Origin of the sequence: Lacrimispora sinapis (genome assembly GCF_043633585.1) — a bacterium.
In the GTDB taxonomy this organism is placed as follows: Bacteria; Bacillota; Clostridia; order Lachnospirales; family Lachnospiraceae; genus Lacrimispora; species Lacrimispora sinapis.
The window spans coordinates 374,522-390,877 of the sequence record NZ_CP141832.1 but is presented as its reverse complement, the minus strand read 5'-3'; the positions used below and the strand labels follow the sequence as shown (position 1 = coordinate 390,877).

Here is a 16,356-nt window from a genome sequence, read left to right as displayed (position 1 = left end):
TCTAATCCTCTTTCTCCCAGGCCTCCGTCATGGCTTTTACAGATCGGCTCATCTCCACGCTGAAATCGGAATTCCATTTTCTCTTGCAGAAGGCTTTTACCCATGCAGAAAAGTTTTCTTCCCTGCCCTGGCTTTTATTCAATTCTTCTTCAAATTCCACGGGACTTAAGCGGCGGTAGGAATTTTCAAATACCACCGCCTCCGGATTCAGACGCTTTGGCTTATTTCGTTCCTTCTGCTGCCGCGTTGGATATCCGAACACCACCATAGCAGCAGGAACCGCATACCTGGGCAGTCCTAATAATTCCTTATGTATCTCATAGTTTTCCATAATATCTCCGATATAGCAGGAGCCAATTCCCATAGACTGTGCGGCGGTTACTGCATTCTGGGCCGCAATCAGAGTATCGTCAACTGCCAGCAAAAGATCTCCCATGCCCGGTCTTCGCACCTCCTCTTCATGGCTGCAGAATAAATCATACCACCTCTGACAATCTGCTGCAAAAACAAGCACAAGAGGAGCTTTTGCAAGGAATGGCTGGTTGTCGCAGGTCTCAGAAAGCTTGTCCTTCAGCTTCTGGTCCGTCACATCAATGATGGAATAAAGGGTCATATTCCCTGCGGTGGGCGCCTGCAAGGCTGCTTGTAATATAATTTTCTTTTTCTCCGGTTCAATCCGCCGCTCTTCGTATACCCGGACCGATTTCCGTTCCATGAGTTCTTTGATCGTCTGATTCATAAACATTCCATACCTTTCCATTGATTACGCCAATTATACTTGGAAATAACCGGTTCTGGCAAACACATTTTTAAGAATACTTTGAATTTCAAAAAATATATTGCAAATTTCAATTTCAACGTGTATAGTATATAAATATAGAATACATAGTATTTAATACTACATCAAACATTAATATTAACTATCAAGGAGGAGCCGTTTATGAACTCAAAAATCAAAGATCCCATCAGCGCACTTACACACTTTATTGCAATGATCCTGGCACTGATCGCTGCTGTACCGCTGTTAATAAAATCCTCTTCTGACGGAGCACTTCATATCACTGCTCTGGCCATCTTTATTACCAGCATGGTTCTGCTGTATGCGGCCAGCACCATTTACCATACACTTGATATATCACCAAAAATCAATAAACTATTAAAAAAGATTGACCATATGATGATCTTCATTCTGATTGCAGGCACTTACACTCCCATTTGCTTAATCGTCCTCGGCGACCGGACCGGGTGGAGCTTACTTGCCCTTGTGTGGGGCATTGCGGTTTCCGGAATCCTCATCAAAGCCTGGTTCGTGATGTGCCCCAGATGGTTTTCTTCCTGTATCTACATTGCTATGGGCTGGGTTTGTGTTCTGGCCTTCGGTAAGATCATTCAGGCCCTTCCGCCTGCTGCCTTTGGATGGCTTTTGGCCGGCGGAATCATCTATACCGCAGGCGGCATCATCTACGCGTTAAAGCTGCCTTTATTCAGTCCCAAGCTGAAAAATTTCGGCAACCACGAGCTGTTCCATCTATTTGTCATGGGTGGAAGCTTCTGCCACTATATGCTGATGTACCGCTTTGTTGCATAGCTTCAGCTTTTCCTTTCTGGACAGCTTTTTAATGGCGGCCTCTCTGCGCATGGCTTCTTCCTTTGTTGGGAATTCTTCATAATAAGCCAACCGGACGGGCCGTCTTGTCTTTGTGTATTTTGCCCCTTTTCCATCGTTATGGGCTTTTAAACGTTTTTCAAGATGGTTTGTCCATCCGCAGTAGAGCGTATGGTCCGCACACTGTAATAAATAAGTATAATTCATTTTTTTCTCCGAGCTTTTATTCCTTGCGACTATGTAAACGGTAATAACGCCTTGCAATCACGTCACTACCGCCCAGGATAACCTGTTATCTATCTTAAGCACCAGCTGGATGCGGATTGGCGCCATCGATTGTAGAATACCATAGCTAAGCTATAGTATATTATATAACAGGACAAACCGATATGTGAATAGCAATCTTTATAATGCCCTTTTTTCTAAAAATCATTCCGTTTTAAACGCAAGGATGCCAGACAGAACAATAAAAGCCTGCCTGGCACTCCATTTTATGACAATTCTTTTACTAAAATCAGGCGGTCACCTGGTTTTACCGATTTTTCCGTTAAACCATTGGCCGTCATAACGGTATCAATGGTAGTATGGAATTTTTTGGCAATTTTCCAAAGGGAATCTCCGGGCTGGACAATGTAGCCAACGATTCCGGGAAGCTTCTGCAGATGATCCAAATCCATGGGAGCATCGGCTGCACTGATGATGACCTGTTCACAGATGGGCTGCAGCGCCAGCAAATCAAGGGAAATGGTAGCTTTTACTTCTACCACACCGCCACCCATCATGACCGCACTTAACTGCTCCAGACCGGGATTTAACTGGCAGATGGTGTCTGCATTGATTCCCGGAGCCTCAATTAAGTAGTGGAACGGAATATCCTCAACCGCGGACTGAATGGGCTGGGCATCGTCAGAGGTCAGGTAGAGCATACGGACCTCTAAGACACCTTCCACATGAAGTCCGTCTTCCATGACCTCCGTATCATCAATTTTAACCGTTCCCTCACTGTGGCAGATCTGCAGGATACGGTCGGCATTTTGAAGGGATACCTTTTCCACGATCTTGCATTTGCTCATATTTTTGGTCAAAATCTTATCAAAACATGCCTCTCCGGTCTGCAGGCTCAGCTCCCGGTTGGTGGAATACAAATCGCTTAACAGTTCCATGCTGTCTTCCCTGTAAAGCTTCATATCCAGTTCCAGCACGGCATCCATATCCATTTCCCGCATCTCTCCGTCGGAATCCGGCTTTGCTTCAATGTCTTTATGAATCAAATGGACCGTAACAGACGGAACCATATCATCCGTGACCTCGGATACAGCAAGCTCTCCTTCAAATGGAATGCTCTCTTCGATCCACTGAATGGGCGCACCTTCCCCTTCTCCCTGATAGATGACAAAGACCATCAGCTCACCGTCTAAAAGCATTTTTCCATCCACAGGCCTTGTGGTAACGCCTCTCAGCTTCATCTCACTCCATAAAATATGGTCGATGTTCGGCTTGTTCCCGGAAAGCGTAAGATTCTCTTTGATACGAAACGTATCCTTATGACGAAGCGCAATTGTAGCCACGTCCACATTACGGCGGAGAATTTCCACCTGAGGACAGTCCGTGGTCTCAAGTCCCGTGTCCACTTCCACAGCAGCGTCTACGTCATATGCCGTCTCCACCTTTACCTGAAGCGTGACCAGAGCCTTAACGCTTAACTTTCTGGAATTGATGATTCCGGCGTTTAAATCTTCAAGCTCCCACATCAGCTGGACATAATCCTGCTCTTCTAATCCCGGTACATTAATCGGTTCTTCAAAATTAATGCTTCCGGAAAGAGTCTGGAGCCCGCCTTCTGCACCCCGATAGAGAATGGTAAAATCAAGTTTTCCCCGGACCACTAACCGCTCAGCCTGGTTTTTCACGGAATCAATGGTAATTTCACCGGAACTTAAAATGATCTGATCCACATCGTCCATGCTGTCCGGTACAATAAAGTCATCATCAAGTGTTACCTGAGATGTGGCATTTCCTTTCCAACGATTCATATGTATGTTTTTCTTCAACAGCTCCAACATAAAATAGCACCTGCCTTACCTTCTTTATTCCTTTAAGAAAGTTTATGCAGGTGCATGTTTCAATATACTTTTTTTGTAGTTTTCCTGTAGTTCTATTCCCCAGCCCCCGCTGCCGGCTGGCCGTCTTTGTCATGGTCCCCGCCATTTTTGTATACGGAAAGCTCCTGCTGAAGGCTCTCGATCGTCTGTTCCATCTCCTTAATCCGGGTTTCCATCTTGCAGAAATACTCCATGGCCTCGTCTTTTTTATCTTCTTTTGGGATGGGAACCCCATCAATTTTCACCGGACGGGCCGGGATTCCTACTGCTGTCACATTGTTGTCCAGCTGTTTTAAAAGCACCGCGTTGGCTGCAATGGTACAATTGTCTCCCACTTCAAAGGAACCTAATATCTTTGCACCTGCTCCTACGGTCACATTATTTCCCAGCGTGGGATGGCGCTTGCCTTTATTCAGACCGACTCCTCCTAATGTGACACCCTGATAAATGGTACAGTTGTCGCCCACTACGGCAGTTTCTCCTATCACCACTCCACAGCCGTGATCAATTAAAATCCCATGGCCCAGAGTCGCGCCGGGGTGAATCTCAATCAAAGTAAAAAATCTTGCCAGCTGAGAAATGAGCCTGGCAATGAAAAACAAGCGGTGCTTATAAAACCAGTGTGCAAAACGATGCCAGATCAGCGCATGGACTCCCTGGTACAAAAGAAGCACTTCTAAGGAACTTCTAGCTGCCGGATCCCGCGCTTTTACCGCTTTTACATCAAGCCATATGTCCTTTAATATCATTTGACCGTTCCTCTTTTCCTCCTGATGACTCCTGTTTTAGGTAGTATATCATATGACGGCACAAGAAAAAAGAGAAATTTAAAAATAGCCCCTCTGCATGCCATATACAGAGCGGCTGTTTTATTTTCTCCCGTTACTGGAACACAACCGGAAGTTCTGACATTTCTGTTTTAATGACGATGAATGGGTAGGAAGCTTCAGAGCCTGTGACCTCTCCCTTTTCCGGACCGATCAGTTCTGTTTTTAAAACGATGGAATTATCGGTTAAATATAAGTCATTGACGGCAATGCTGTATCCGCCCGTAGACTGCTGCCCATATCCAACCACTATGTAAAGATTCTGGTCATCACTGAAGGTCAGCTTAAAAGGTGACTGCTGTTTCTGCCCGATGATGTCTTTTAATTCCTGCGGTATGTCTGTCTCTGCCACCACATTAAAATCCATATCCCGCACCTTATCCCCGCTGCCTCCTTTTCCAAGGCATCCGCTTAAAGTAAATGCAACTAATCCCATCAGAGCTAATCCGAAGAAAATCAGCCTCTTTCCGCTAAACAGTTTTTTCATGGCACATTCCCCAACTGATTGATTATTACAATCTATATGGGAAATGTGAGGTTTTTATGAAAACTTTATGGTTTTTTCTTGACTGGAATCCCAATCCGGCTAAAGGCCCCGCAGCTATATCTGCACAAAAAAGTCAGTTTATAATTTCCCGGTAATGGCTCCATACTGTTCCGGCCTGCGGTCCCGGAATAGTCCCCAGTTTCTGCGGTCCTTTGAAATCTCGTCAAAATCATAGGTTTCCAAAATTATGCCTTCTTCATCCCTGCCCAGGGATTTCATAAGCGCACCGGTGCTGTCCGTAAGAAAAGAAGAACCATAAAAGCGGAGAGAAGAACTCTGGTTTCCGTTTTCCTCACAGGGGGTTACCACTTCCTCTCCGATCCGGTTTGCGGCTGCTACGGGGACAATGTTTGACGCTGCGTGTCCCTGCATACATCTTCTCCAGTGTTCCATGCTGTCACATTCCAGGATCGGCTCACTTCCGATGGCCGTAGGGTATAAAATCACTTCAGCCCCCATTAAGGCCAAGGCTCTTGCAGTCTCCGGAAACCACTGGTCCCAGCAGATGCCGATTCCGACCTTGCCGTATAAGGTCTCAAACACCTTAAATCCCGTATCTCCAGGTGTAAAATAGAACTTCTCCTGATAGTAATGGTCATCCGGAATATGGGTCTTCCGGTAAATACCAAGATTGGTTCCATCTGCGTCAAGAACCGCCACAGAATTAAACATGGTATTGCCGGACCGTTCGTAAAAGCTGATGGGAAGAACGACGGAAAGTTCTTTGGCAATGGGAGCAAAATGCGTTACCGCATCATTTTCCTCTGCAGTCTTTGCGTAATCATAATACTCATACCGCCGTTCCTGGCAAAAATATGGGCGCTCAAACAGTTCCGGAAGCAAGATCACATTTGCCCCTTGCCCTGCTGCCAGCCTTACAAACTTCTCCGCATTTGCAATATTCTTATTGATGTCTTCGCAGCACTTCATCTGGACCGCTGCCACTGTTACCTTTCTCATGCACTTCTCCTTCTGGAATCTGCTGGGTGATGCAGTGAATGTTGCCTCCCCCTACAATAATATCTCTTGCATATACCGGATAAATCCTCCGATCCGGAAAACATTCTCCTAAGATTTTTACGGCTTTTTGGTCATGTTCATCCCCAAACTGAGGTACGATCACTCCGCCGTTTGAAATATAAAAGTTTACATAACTGGCTGCCAGACGCTCTCCTGCCTCTCGCTGATCCTCTCCCGGTTCAAAGACGAATCCGGAAAGCTCTTCTTCTTTAATGCAGACCGGAACTTTGGGAATGGGCAGCTTATGAATGATAAAATGCCTTCCCTTCGCATCCGTCTCCTGTTCCAGGAGTTTAAGATCCGCCAGAGACATCTCATACTGCGGATCATTGTTATCATCGGTCCAGGCTAAGACAACTTCTCCCGGACGGACAAACGCACAGACATTATCCACGTGCTCGTTGGTCTCATCCTGATAGATTCCGTATGGCAGCCATATGATCTTTTCTGCACCAAGATAATTCTTTAACTGTTCCTCAATCTCCAAACGGGTGAGGGAAGGATTCCGGCCGTCACTTAACAGACACCGTTCGGTTACCAAAAGAGTTCCTTCTCCATCGGAGTGGATGGAACCGCCCTCCAGGACAAAATGTCTGGCATCGTAAGCCGGATACCCAAACCGTTCAAGAAACGCCCCTGCAACCAGGTCATCCTTTTCCCAGTCCGCATACAGTCCGTCTGTATGACCGCCCCAGGCGTTAAACTGCCAGTCAATCCCCCGCACATGCCGGTCTTTATTCACTACAAAGGTGGGGCCCACATCTCTTGCCCAAGCATCATCAGACGCCATCTCCACCACCTCGATCCGGTCGGAAAGCATCTGGCGGGCGGACTCCATAACATCCTTCTCCGCTAACATAATCACATGCTCACTGTCTGCAATGGATTCTGCAATCTCTGCAAACGCCTTTCTGGCTTCTCTTGCACCAAACGGCCAGGAGCCGGGGCGTTTGGGCCAGATCATGATACAGCCCCGGTGAGGCTCAAATTCTCCCGGCATATAAAACCCGTCCAATGCCGGAAGGCTTGTCAGTCGTTTCATCGTTCCTTCCTCTTTGCCATTGTTCTAAGATAACCTGTTTTTAAAATCTTCGTAGCCAAACTCTTTTACCACACGGCAGTCCCCATTCTTATCCATAATGGCAATGGACGGCAGGGGCATCCCGTTAAAGGTGTTGTTCTTTACCATAGAATAAATAGCCATATCCATAAAATAAAGTTTATCTCCCGGTTTCATTTCCCGGTCAAAGGAGTAATCTCCAATCACATCCCCTGCCAGGCAGGTGCAGGAAGAAAGCCGGTAGGTATAAGGCTTTTCCCCTGGTTCTCCGCTGTCCTTTAACGGCGGCCGGTAAGGCATCTCCAGCACATCCGGCATATGGCAGGCGGCGGAGGCATCAAGGATCAGGGTATGAATCCCGTTTTCCACCACATCTAAAACCTCTGTCACCAGATAGCCAGCATTCAGTGCCACCGCTTCCCCGGGTTCCAGATAAATATGAAGGCCATAGGTTTCCTGCATGTGTCTGATACACGTCTCCAAAAGCTCTATATCATAATCCGGTCTGGTGATGTGGTGACCGCCTCCCATGTTCAGCCAGGAAAGTTCTTTTAAATAGGTCCCAAATTTCTCCTCCACCGCATCAAGGGTCTTTTTTAAATCATCGGAATTCTGCTCGCACAAGGTATGGAAATGCAGACCGGATAAGTAAGGCAGCCATTCCTCTTTAAAATGCTCTGCCGTCACTCCAAGTCTGGAACCGGGTGCACAGGGATCGTAGATGGCGTGATCCTCCTGAGTGGAGCATTCCGGATTGATCCGGATTCCCACGCTTGTTCCCGTTAAGCAGTCTTTGTACTTTTCCAGCTGAGAAAAGGAATTAAATACCATGTGGTCGCAGAGCTTCACCAGTTCCTTCACATCCGCTTCCCGGTAGGCGGGAGAAAAGACATGGTTTTCAAGTCCCATCTCCTCTTTCCCAAGCCTTGCCTCATAAAGCCCGCTGGCGGTGGTGCCGTCAATGTATCTGCCGATCAGAGGATATTCCGCATAACAGGAGAACGCCTTTTGAGCCAGCAGGATGCTGCATCCCGTATTGTCCTTTACCCGTTTTAAAATCTTTAAATTCTCTTCCAGTTTCCCCTCGTCAATCACATAACACGGGGTCTTTAGCTCTTCTATTCTCATTGCTTATTCCTGTCTCCAGACAGTAACGGTTTCCGGATCTTCGCAAACCACCCATGGGAGGCCCCATTGATTTAAGGCATCCATATATGGATCGGGATCAAATTCCTCTACATTGAATACGCCTGGTTTCTTCCACTGCCCCGTAACCACCATCATGGAACCGATCATGGCCGGTACTCCTGTGGTATAGGAAATAGCCTGAGATCCGACCTCTTTAAAACATTCCTGATGGTCACACACGTTGTAAATGTAAATGGTCTTTTCTTTTCCGTCCTTTATACCGGTAAAAATACATCCGATGTTGGTTTTTCCCACCGTTCTGGGACCTAAGGAAGCAGGGTCCGGAAGAAGGGCTTTTAAAAACTGGATGGGCACAATTTCCTGACCGTTAAATGAAATAGGAGAGGTGGAGAGCATTCCCACATTTTCCAGACATTTCATATGGGTCAAATAGCTTTGCCCAAAGGTCATAAAGAAACGGATTCTCTTAACACCCGGAATATTTTTTGCCAGGGATTCGATTTCCTCATGGTGAAGCAGGTACATATCCTTTTCCCCCACCTCCGGGAAATTGTATTTTGATTTAAATTCCATGGGTTTTGTTTCCACCCAGCGGCCGTCTTCCCAGTAAGAACCGTTGGCGGACACCTCTCTTAAATTGATTTCCGGGTTAAAATTGGTGGCAAATGGATAGCCGTGGTCGCCGCCGTTGCAGTCTAAGATATCAATGGTATGGATCTCATCAAAGTAATGCTTTAATGCATAAGCGGAAAATACGCTGGTAACTCCAGGGTCAAATCCGGTTCCAAGAAGTGCCGTAAGCCCTGCCTGCTCAAACCGTTTCTTATAATCCCACTGCCAGGAATAATCAAAATATGCCGTAAAACCAAGCTCTTTACAGCGTTTCTCATAGATGGCCCTCCACTGGGGATCATCCGTATTCTCAGGCTCATAATTGGCAGTATCAATATAATCAACCCCCGCTTTTAAGCACGCATCCATGATGGTCAGGTCCTGATAAGGAAGAGCTACGTTTAATACGGCTGCAGGCTGATAGGCTTTTATTAAGTCAACCAGCTCCTCCACATTATCTGCATCCACCCTGGCTGTTTCGATTTTGGTGTTTGTCTTTCCCTCCAGCTTGCTCTTTAAGGCATCACATTTTTCCTTGGTCCGGCTGGCGATACAAAGCTCTGTAAATACCTCACTGTTCTGACAGCATTTCTGAATTGCCACAGAGGCAACGCCGCCGCATCCGATCACTAATAATCTGCTCATTCCTTTTCCTCCTCTTCCAGTAAATCCTCTACGTATTTGGGCAGCATGAACGCTCCCATATGAAGATTGGTCGTATAGTACCAGGTTTCTATATTTAATTTTTTCCAGTTATCCGGTTTAAAGTCATTGATGGGGTGATATTTCTTTGATGCAAAGCCAAAGAGCCAGTAGCCCGATGGACAGGTGGGAATATGGGCCTGATAAACCCTGCTGATGGGAAAGGAACGGTACACCTTCCGGTGCATGCTCCGGCAGGCATCCTCATCCTCATCGTAGAACGGACTTCCATGCTGATACACCATGATCCCGTCACTTTTCAGTGCCTTGTAGCAGCTGCCGTAAAATTCCTTGGTAAAAAGTCCTTCCGTATGACCAAACGGGTCCGTAGAATCATTGATGATCAAATCATACACTTCTTTTTTGTTTCTTAAAAACCGAAGCCCGTCGTCATAATAGACCTTCACCCGTTCATCGGCCAATCCACAGGCCACTTCCGGGAAAATGTCCCTGCAAACATCCACGAAAAGCTTATCCGTCTCCACCACATCGATGGATTCGATGGAGGGGTACTGCAAAAGCTCCTTGGCAACGCCTCCGTCTCCTCCTCCGATGATCAGCACGTGTTTGACACAAGGATGGACTGCCATGGGGACATGGGTTACCATCTCATCATAAATAAATTCATCTTTTTCTGAAAATACGATGTCTCCATCCAGGGCTACGAATTTTCCGAACTCCTGGGATTCAAATACATCAATTCTCTGATATTCGCTTTCGCCGGAAAAAAGCTGTTTGTCTATCCGAACGGAAAGCTTTACATTGGAAGTGTGCAGTTCCGAAAACCAAATCTCCATCTCTCCCACTCTCCTCTCTGCCTGGAATTTTATTTTAATACCATTAAGTGTTCCACCGCCGGGTCTTCCGTCCCCTGCATGGAGCACCCTTTTTCTTTTGCGTAAATGATGTATTCCACGATTTCCTCCGTGATCATCTCACCTGGTGCCAGAATTGGGATTCCCGGCGGATAGCACATGACGAATTCTCCGCTGATCTCCCCGGCGGATTCCTTAACCGGAACCGAAACCTTATTGGAGTAGAATGCCTTCTGGGGAGATATGACCACCTTGGGCGCGATGTATTCTCCGGAGAGCATTCCAGAACGGTCCTTTTTATAAAGTCTTTCAATATCGGCCAGAGCACCTACCAGGCGCTCAATATCCTGTATCCGGTCTCCGATGGAAATATAGGCCAGAATGTTGCAGATATCTCCAAACTCGATCTGAATGTCATATTCATCCCGAAGCAGGTCATAGACCTCAATACCCGCAAGACCGATTCCCAGGGTATAGACGGAAAGTTTGGTCACATCATAATCAAAGATGCTGGTTCCATTGATTAAATCCCTTCCATACGCGTAATATCCTCCAATGGAATTGATCTCACCACGGGCATACTCCGCCATCTCCACCACCTTTGCAAAGGATTCTTCCCCCCGGAGGGCAAGATTTCTTCTGGAGATATCAAGACTTGATAACAGAAGATAGGAGGCGCTGGTCGTCTGAGTCAGGTTTATGATCTGGCGCACATAATCCCCGTTCACCCCTTTGTTTAGAAGAAGCATGGAGCTTTGGGTTAAGCTTCCCCCTGATTTGTGCATGGAGACCGCCGCCATATCTGCCCCTGCTGCCATTGCGGAAACGGGAAGTCCCTTTCCGAAATAAAGATGGGTTCCGTGGGCTTCATCAGCCAGGACCTTCATACCATGGGCATGAGCCAGCGTTACGATGGAACGGATATCTGAGCAGATACCGTAATAGGTAGGATTGTTTACAAATACCGCCACGGCATCCGGGTTTTCCTTGATCGCTTTCTCCACCTGGCTGATTTCCATTCCCAGGGAAATCCCTAACAAACTGTTCACTTCCGGGTTTACATAAACCGGTACCGCGCCGCATAAAACAAGAGCATTAATGGCACTTTTATGCACATTTCTGGGAAGAATGATCTTATCTCCCGCCTTGCAGACCGATAAAATCATGCTCTGCACCGCAGAGGTGGTCCCTCCCACCATTAAAAAGGCATCGGCTGCCCCAAAGGCCTCGGCTGCCAGCTCCTCCGCATCCCGTATGACCGATACGGGGTGGCATAAGTTATCCAGTGGCTTCATGGAATTTACATCGAGTCCTACGCATTTATCTCCCAAAAGCTGGGCCAGTTCCGGGTTTCCCCTTCCCCTTTTATGGCCTGGCACATCAAAAGGTACCACCCTTTTTTTCCGGAATGTTTCAAGCGCTTCATAGATCGGCGCTCTTTTCTGATCTTCTTTGTTCATACGGCAATTTCCTCTCCTTTGTCACATTCTTGGGCAGCGCCTGATGGGGCGTTTCATGACACAAAAAAAACAGGTGAACGTACATCACCTGTTTGAAAATTTCATGAATCATAATGAGTTTAGGTATAAAGCCCTTCAATTCTTCATGACAATTATCGATTTCGAGTCTACATAGCAAATATGTTGTCCCTGCTATTATTGATCGTTTCACAAGATGATGTGCAATTGCACTGATTATAAAGTAATCAACTTATAAAATTTGAGCTTCTAACTCAATCAATAATGTGGTTTCCCACGCTCGGCAGCCGACCCGCCTGTCCGTCTGGGCTTAACTTCATCCGAAAACGAAGTGGTCAATATTTGCATGAAAACGATAATGTCTCTTCATACTGGGGTAAAGAATAACATATTTTGCAGATTCATGTCAACTGCTTTTTTGAAAAAACTTCATTTCAAAACCGGAAACAGCCGCCGTCTGAGAACGTCTACTACTTCTCAGACAGCGGCTGTTCCTCCACCCATTTCTTTACGAATTCTTATTGCTGCACATCTGCAGACGATGCTGGTATTTCTCTTTGGTGGCAAGGCCGCCCCTGATGTGGCGCTCGGACTTGTTAATGTCCAGGATCACCCTGGCCCGGGCTGCCAGGGACGGATTGATGTGCTCTAAGCGGTCCGTTACATCCTTGTGTACCGTAGATTTTGAAATGCCAAATTTCTTCGCTGTCTGCCTCACGGTTGCATGATAGTCTATGATGTAGTTGGCGATCGCAACCGCGCGTTCCTCAATATATTCCTTCAAGAAAATCCCCCTGCTAGGACGTTTTTACATACTTATGCAGGTTTTGTTTCAAGTATGAATGGGTTATGGTCTATTTCTAAAATCCAATCATATCTTTGGTCTTCTCAAAGATCTCATTTGCCATATCCGTGTATTTCCCACTTCCCTTTGCTTCACATTCCGCCGTATATTTCTCCCAGTCACTGTCCAAATTCAGCTTTCCTGTGATGAATTCCAGGGCAGAGGTATTTACATAATCCATCAGGGGAACCTTAATTAAATTCATCTGTTCCTTTTCCTCTTCATTGGACAGAATAGGCGGTTCGATTTTGCGCTTTTCCTTGGAATCATAGATTCTCTGGTTCCACGCTTTTTCTTCGTCTGTCATTTTGGAAAAACGCAGCTTCTCGCTGCCTCCGTAAGCAAACACACCTCCCCCAAATCCAAAATCCACATTTAACTGCTTGGGGGCGCCGGCATTGATCCCGTTATAATAAATATCAGGCTTTAATACAATGGTCCCATCTGCCTGTTTGTCATAGGTTTCTCCTTCTACGCCCCACAAGGCAAGCGTCTGGCCTTCATCGGAATACCAGAGCCAGTCAATAAAACGGAGCATTTTTATAAATTCCTTGTCTCCAAGCTCTTTTAAAGCCTTCTGGGATATCATGATCCCACTTTCCAGACGGTAGCTTTCCGGCTGAAGCTGCCCCTTGGGGCCTCCCGGCATAACTGTGAAATAAAGGTCAGCTCCATCCGCCTGGACCCGGTTTTTTGCTTTATAATCTGCGACCTGCTGATAATTGCAGGTCAGCACATAGGATTCTCCCCGGAAGAATTTTGCCTTTGCCTGTTCTGAATCCTGGGTGAATGTCTCCGGGTCCAGAATCCCATCCTTATACATTTTATTCCAGAACTTCAAATAGTCTTTATAATCACTTGTCGTATTGGTAAAGACAAACTCCTTTTTATCAAAATCAAATTGAAGGCCGTCTCCCAGATTCCAGTCTCCGCCATCCTTGGAATTTCCTGCGCGGATGCCGTATTCAATGCCGGAAAGATTCATAGCACAGCCAAGCTGGTACTGGTCGGACCACACATAATCTGCCCCGGTATGCTCTTTGACCTTTTTGCATGCCTGATAAAAATCTTCCCAGGTCCAATTCTTTTCCTCGTTCTCCACATCCACCCCAGCCGCTTCAAACACATCCTTTCGGATCAGAAAGGAATATCCTCCGGCCGCCTTTTCCCACAGACCGGGCAAACGGTAATATTTTCCATTAGAACTCAGTATCCTGGTCAAATCCTCTTCCATGCCCCAATCCTTCACACATTTCTGGTAATTAGGCATATACTGCACCCAGTCGCTGATGGGAACTACCTGACCGCTGTCTACAAACGGAGATGCATCGTATATTTTCGGAATGATATAAGGAGCACCTCCTGTATTTACCAGAGCTGAAACCTTGTCATTATAATCCGTTCTTGCCACAGTGGTTAAATCAAAGGCCACATTGGTCTTTTCTTCAATGGCGCTCCACAGCCTCCAGTCCGCCTTATAAGGATAATTCTCATGATCCGAAAACATCATGGAATAGGAAACAGGCTCATTGGAATGAAAGGTCACCCCTGCCCCATACTCATAATCCAGATCCTTATCTTCCACCACTTGAGGTGTCTTTTCCGCCGCTGCATCCGTTGCAGAACCGCTGCAGCCGGACAGTATAGCTGCTGCCGCTGCTGCATACATCATTGCCAATACTCTTTTTTTCATTTACAAATACCTCCTCAGACTTGATTTTATAAACCCGTCACCCCTTCACAGCCCCCATGGTCATGCCCTGGACAAAGTACCTTTGGACAAAGGGATACACACAAATAATCGGGAGAGATGTCACTACCATGGCTGCCGCCTTTAACGTGGCCTGTACGCTGCTGGCCTCGGAACCTGCCCCCACTTCTACATTATTGGCCCCTTCCACCAGCTGCCTTACATAGAGGGCCACCGGCCATTTATCCTTGGTATCCAGATAAAGAAACGGCCCGAACCATTCATTCCACATTCCAACCAGATAAAACAATGCCATGGTGGCAAGAATGGGTTTGGAAAGAGGCAGAACAATTTTGGCGAAAATACCGTAAACCCCCATTCCGTCAATGGCAGCCGCTTCTTCCAGCTCTTCCGGAATTCCTGCAAAAAAGGACTTCATCAGCAGCAGATTAAAGGTACTGATGGCTCCCGGCAAAAGCAAGGCCCATATACTGTCTCGAAGCCCCAGCCACTGGGTGATCAGAATGAAATTGGGAATCATTCCCCCGGTAAAATACATGGTAAATATTACAAACGGCAGAAAAAACCGGTTGAGCCGCAGTTTGGGCTTGGAGAGCGGATATGCAAGCAGGGACGTACTCAACACCGAGATCCCAGTACCCGCAATGGAATAGAAAATCGTATTTCCATAGTACCGGAAAAACTCCATATTCCGGAATATGTAGCGGTAAGTCGCAGTCGTAGGCTGAATCGGGAAAAATGTTACAAGTCCTGCTGCCACCGCCGCATCACTGCTGAATGACTGGGCCACCAGATAAATGAACGGATACAGCGTGACGAAAATAACAAAAATCATCACAATGGTATTGAACACGGTAAATGCCTTCTGCTTTCTCGATTTTTTTACTTTCATAATATGGTCATCCCCCTTTTACCAAAGCGATGTTTCGGTGAATTTTTTGGAAAGCTTGTTGGCTGCGGTCACAAGAATAAGCCCGATGACGCCTTCAAACAATCCAACCGCCGCCGCATAACTGAAGTTTCCTCCCGCTATCCCCATGCGGTAGACATAAGTACCGATGATATCCGCCCGGTTCTGGGTCAGAGGATTATAAAGCAAAAGGATCTTCTGCATATTCCCGGAGGTTATGATATTCCCGATATCCAGAATCAGAAGTGTCATAATGGTCGGAAGAATGCCTGGAAGCGTCACGTACAGCGCCTGCTTGAACCTCCCTGCCCCGTCAATGGCTGCCGCCTCATACAGCTCCATGTTGATATTGGTCATGGCAGTCAGATAGAGAATGGTTCCCCACCCAAGGGCCTGCCAGACTCCCGAAACGATATAGATCATATCAAAATAGGCGGGTTCCGATAAAAATGCAATTTTCTCCAGTCCCATAGCAGAAAGAAGCCCATTGACCGGCCCTGTCAGGGACAGCATTTCCTTTACCATACCACAGACCACGATCAGGGAAATAAAATGGGGCAGATAAGAAATCGTCTGTACCACCTTTTTCCAATTCAGCGTCCGGATCTCATTGATTAAAAGTGCAAAGATAAGAGTAGCCGGAAAACGGACCGCTAAATACCCGATGCTCAGCCTCAGGGTATTAAAAAACGCCCGCCAGAAATCCGGATCCCCGATAAACTGTTTAAAATACCGAAGTCCCACAAAATAATCCCCGAAGATACTGGCCCCCCCTTTGTATCTGCGGAATGCGATCACATTTCCAAGTACCGGGATATACTTGAAAATCACATAATAGATAATTGGAATCACGAGAAAGGAATAGAGCCTCCATTCCTTTTTCACATGGTGCAGCAAAGAGGTCTTATCTACAGCCGTTCTTTGCTTTTTCTCCTTTATAGCCATGCCATCACCACTTTCTTTTTGTTTCATA

At 46.5% G+C, this 16,356-nt stretch carries 16 protein-coding genes; 1 reads left to right on the top strand and 15 read right to left on the bottom strand.

What is annotated here, in order from left to right:
- Nucleotide 1 precedes the first annotated feature (1 nt).
- The gene (locus VIG27_RS01830) at nt 2–760 is read right to left on the bottom strand and encodes a nitroreductase family protein (RefSeq protein ID WP_394524757.1); all 759 of its coding nucleotides are present in this window, start codon (nt 758–760) and stop codon (nt 2–4) included.
- Nucleotides 761–940: 180 nt separating this feature from the next.
- Here VIG27_RS01830 and trhA point away from each other — a divergent pair, with 180 nt between their 5' ends.
- Nucleotides 941–1,588 carry a PAQR family membrane homeostasis protein TrhA gene (gene trhA, locus VIG27_RS01825; RefSeq protein WP_394524756.1) on the top strand — a complete coding sequence of 216 codons (648 nt, stop codon included), beginning with the start codon at nt 941–943 and terminating at the stop codon, nt 1,586–1,588.
- Here trhA and VIG27_RS01820 read toward each other — a convergent pair.
- The 14 genes from VIG27_RS01820 to VIG27_RS01755 form a co-directional block, all read right to left on the bottom strand.
- Entirely contained in the window at nt 1,529–1,813 is a 285-nt protein-coding gene (locus tag VIG27_RS01820) for a GIY-YIG nuclease family protein (RefSeq protein WP_394524755.1), read from the bottom strand. The two genes, trhA and VIG27_RS01820, sit on opposite strands and share 60 nt — an antisense overlap.
- Nucleotides 1,814–2,097: 284 nt before the next feature.
- Entirely contained in the window at nt 2,098–3,669 is a 1,572-nt protein-coding gene (locus VIG27_RS01815) for a DUF3794 and LysM peptidoglycan-binding domain-containing protein (RefSeq protein ID WP_394524753.1), read from the bottom strand.
- Between the two features lie 92 nt (nt 3,670–3,761).
- Entirely contained in the window at nt 3,762–4,457 is a 696-nt protein-coding gene (cysE, locus tag VIG27_RS01810) for a serine O-acetyltransferase (protein ID WP_394524749.1), read from the bottom strand.
- Nucleotides 4,458–4,590: 133 nt separating this feature from the next.
- The gene (locus tag VIG27_RS01805; protein ID WP_394524747.1) at nt 4,591–5,022 is read right to left on the bottom strand and encodes a protease complex subunit PrcB family protein; all 432 of its coding nucleotides are present in this window, start codon (nt 5,020–5,022) and stop codon (nt 4,591–4,593) included.
- Between the two features lie 138 nt (nt 5,023–5,160).
- The gene (aguB, locus tag VIG27_RS01800) at nt 5,161–6,042 is read right to left on the bottom strand and encodes an N-carbamoylputrescine amidase (protein ID WP_394524744.1); all 882 of its coding nucleotides are present in this window, start codon (nt 6,040–6,042) and stop codon (nt 5,161–5,163) included.
- Nucleotides 5,987–7,144 carry an agmatine deiminase gene (gene aguA / locus VIG27_RS01795; protein WP_394524743.1) on the bottom strand — a complete coding sequence of 386 codons (1,158 nt, stop codon included), beginning with the start codon at nt 7,142–7,144 and terminating at the stop codon, nt 5,987–5,989. The genes aguB and aguA overlap by 56 nt, the downstream gene beginning before the upstream one ends.
- A 24-nt stretch (nt 7,145–7,168) precedes the next feature.
- Complete coding sequence (nspC, locus tag VIG27_RS01790) at nt 7,169–8,290, bottom strand: carboxynorspermidine decarboxylase (protein ID WP_394524739.1); 1,122 nt, start codon at nt 8,288–8,290, stop codon at nt 7,169–7,171.
- Between the two features lie 3 nt (nt 8,291–8,293).
- Nucleotides 8,294–9,568, bottom strand: a complete 1,275-nt coding sequence (locus VIG27_RS01785; RefSeq protein WP_394524736.1) for a saccharopine dehydrogenase family protein — start codon at nt 9,566–9,568, stop codon at nt 8,294–8,296.
- A complete protein-coding gene (speE, locus tag VIG27_RS01780) occupies nt 9,565–10,422 on the bottom strand; it encodes a polyamine aminopropyltransferase (RefSeq protein ID WP_394524734.1) in 858 nt (285 codons plus the stop codon). Before speE ends, VIG27_RS01785 begins: the two co-directional genes overlap by 4 nt.
- Nucleotides 10,423–10,451: 29 nt before the next feature.
- A complete protein-coding gene (locus tag VIG27_RS01775) occupies nt 10,452–11,900 on the bottom strand; it encodes an aminotransferase class I/II-fold pyridoxal phosphate-dependent enzyme (protein ID WP_394524733.1) in 1,449 nt (482 codons plus the stop codon).
- Nucleotides 11,901–12,426: 526 nt separating this feature from the next.
- Nucleotides 12,427–12,702: a sporulation transcriptional regulator SpoIIID gene (gene spoIIID / locus VIG27_RS01770; protein ID WP_394524731.1), complete on the bottom strand. Its 276-nt coding sequence runs from the start codon at nt 12,700–12,702 to the stop codon at nt 12,427–12,429.
- A gap of 76 nt (nt 12,703–12,778) precedes the next feature.
- Nucleotides 12,779–14,455 (bottom strand): extracellular solute-binding protein, encoded by a 1,677-nt coding sequence (locus VIG27_RS01765; protein WP_394524730.1) that lies wholly within the window; start codon nt 14,453–14,455, stop codon nt 12,779–12,781.
- A 37-nt stretch (nt 14,456–14,492) separates the two neighbouring features.
- Nucleotides 14,493–15,365: a carbohydrate ABC transporter permease gene (locus tag VIG27_RS01760; protein ID WP_394524729.1), complete on the bottom strand. Its 873-nt coding sequence runs from the start codon at nt 15,363–15,365 to the stop codon at nt 14,493–14,495.
- An 18-nt stretch (nt 15,366–15,383) separates the two neighbouring features.
- Nucleotides 15,384–16,355: an ABC transporter permease gene (locus VIG27_RS01755; protein WP_394524727.1), complete on the bottom strand. Its 972-nt coding sequence runs from the start codon at nt 16,353–16,355 to the stop codon at nt 15,384–15,386.
- Nucleotide 16,356: the final 1 nt, after the last annotated feature.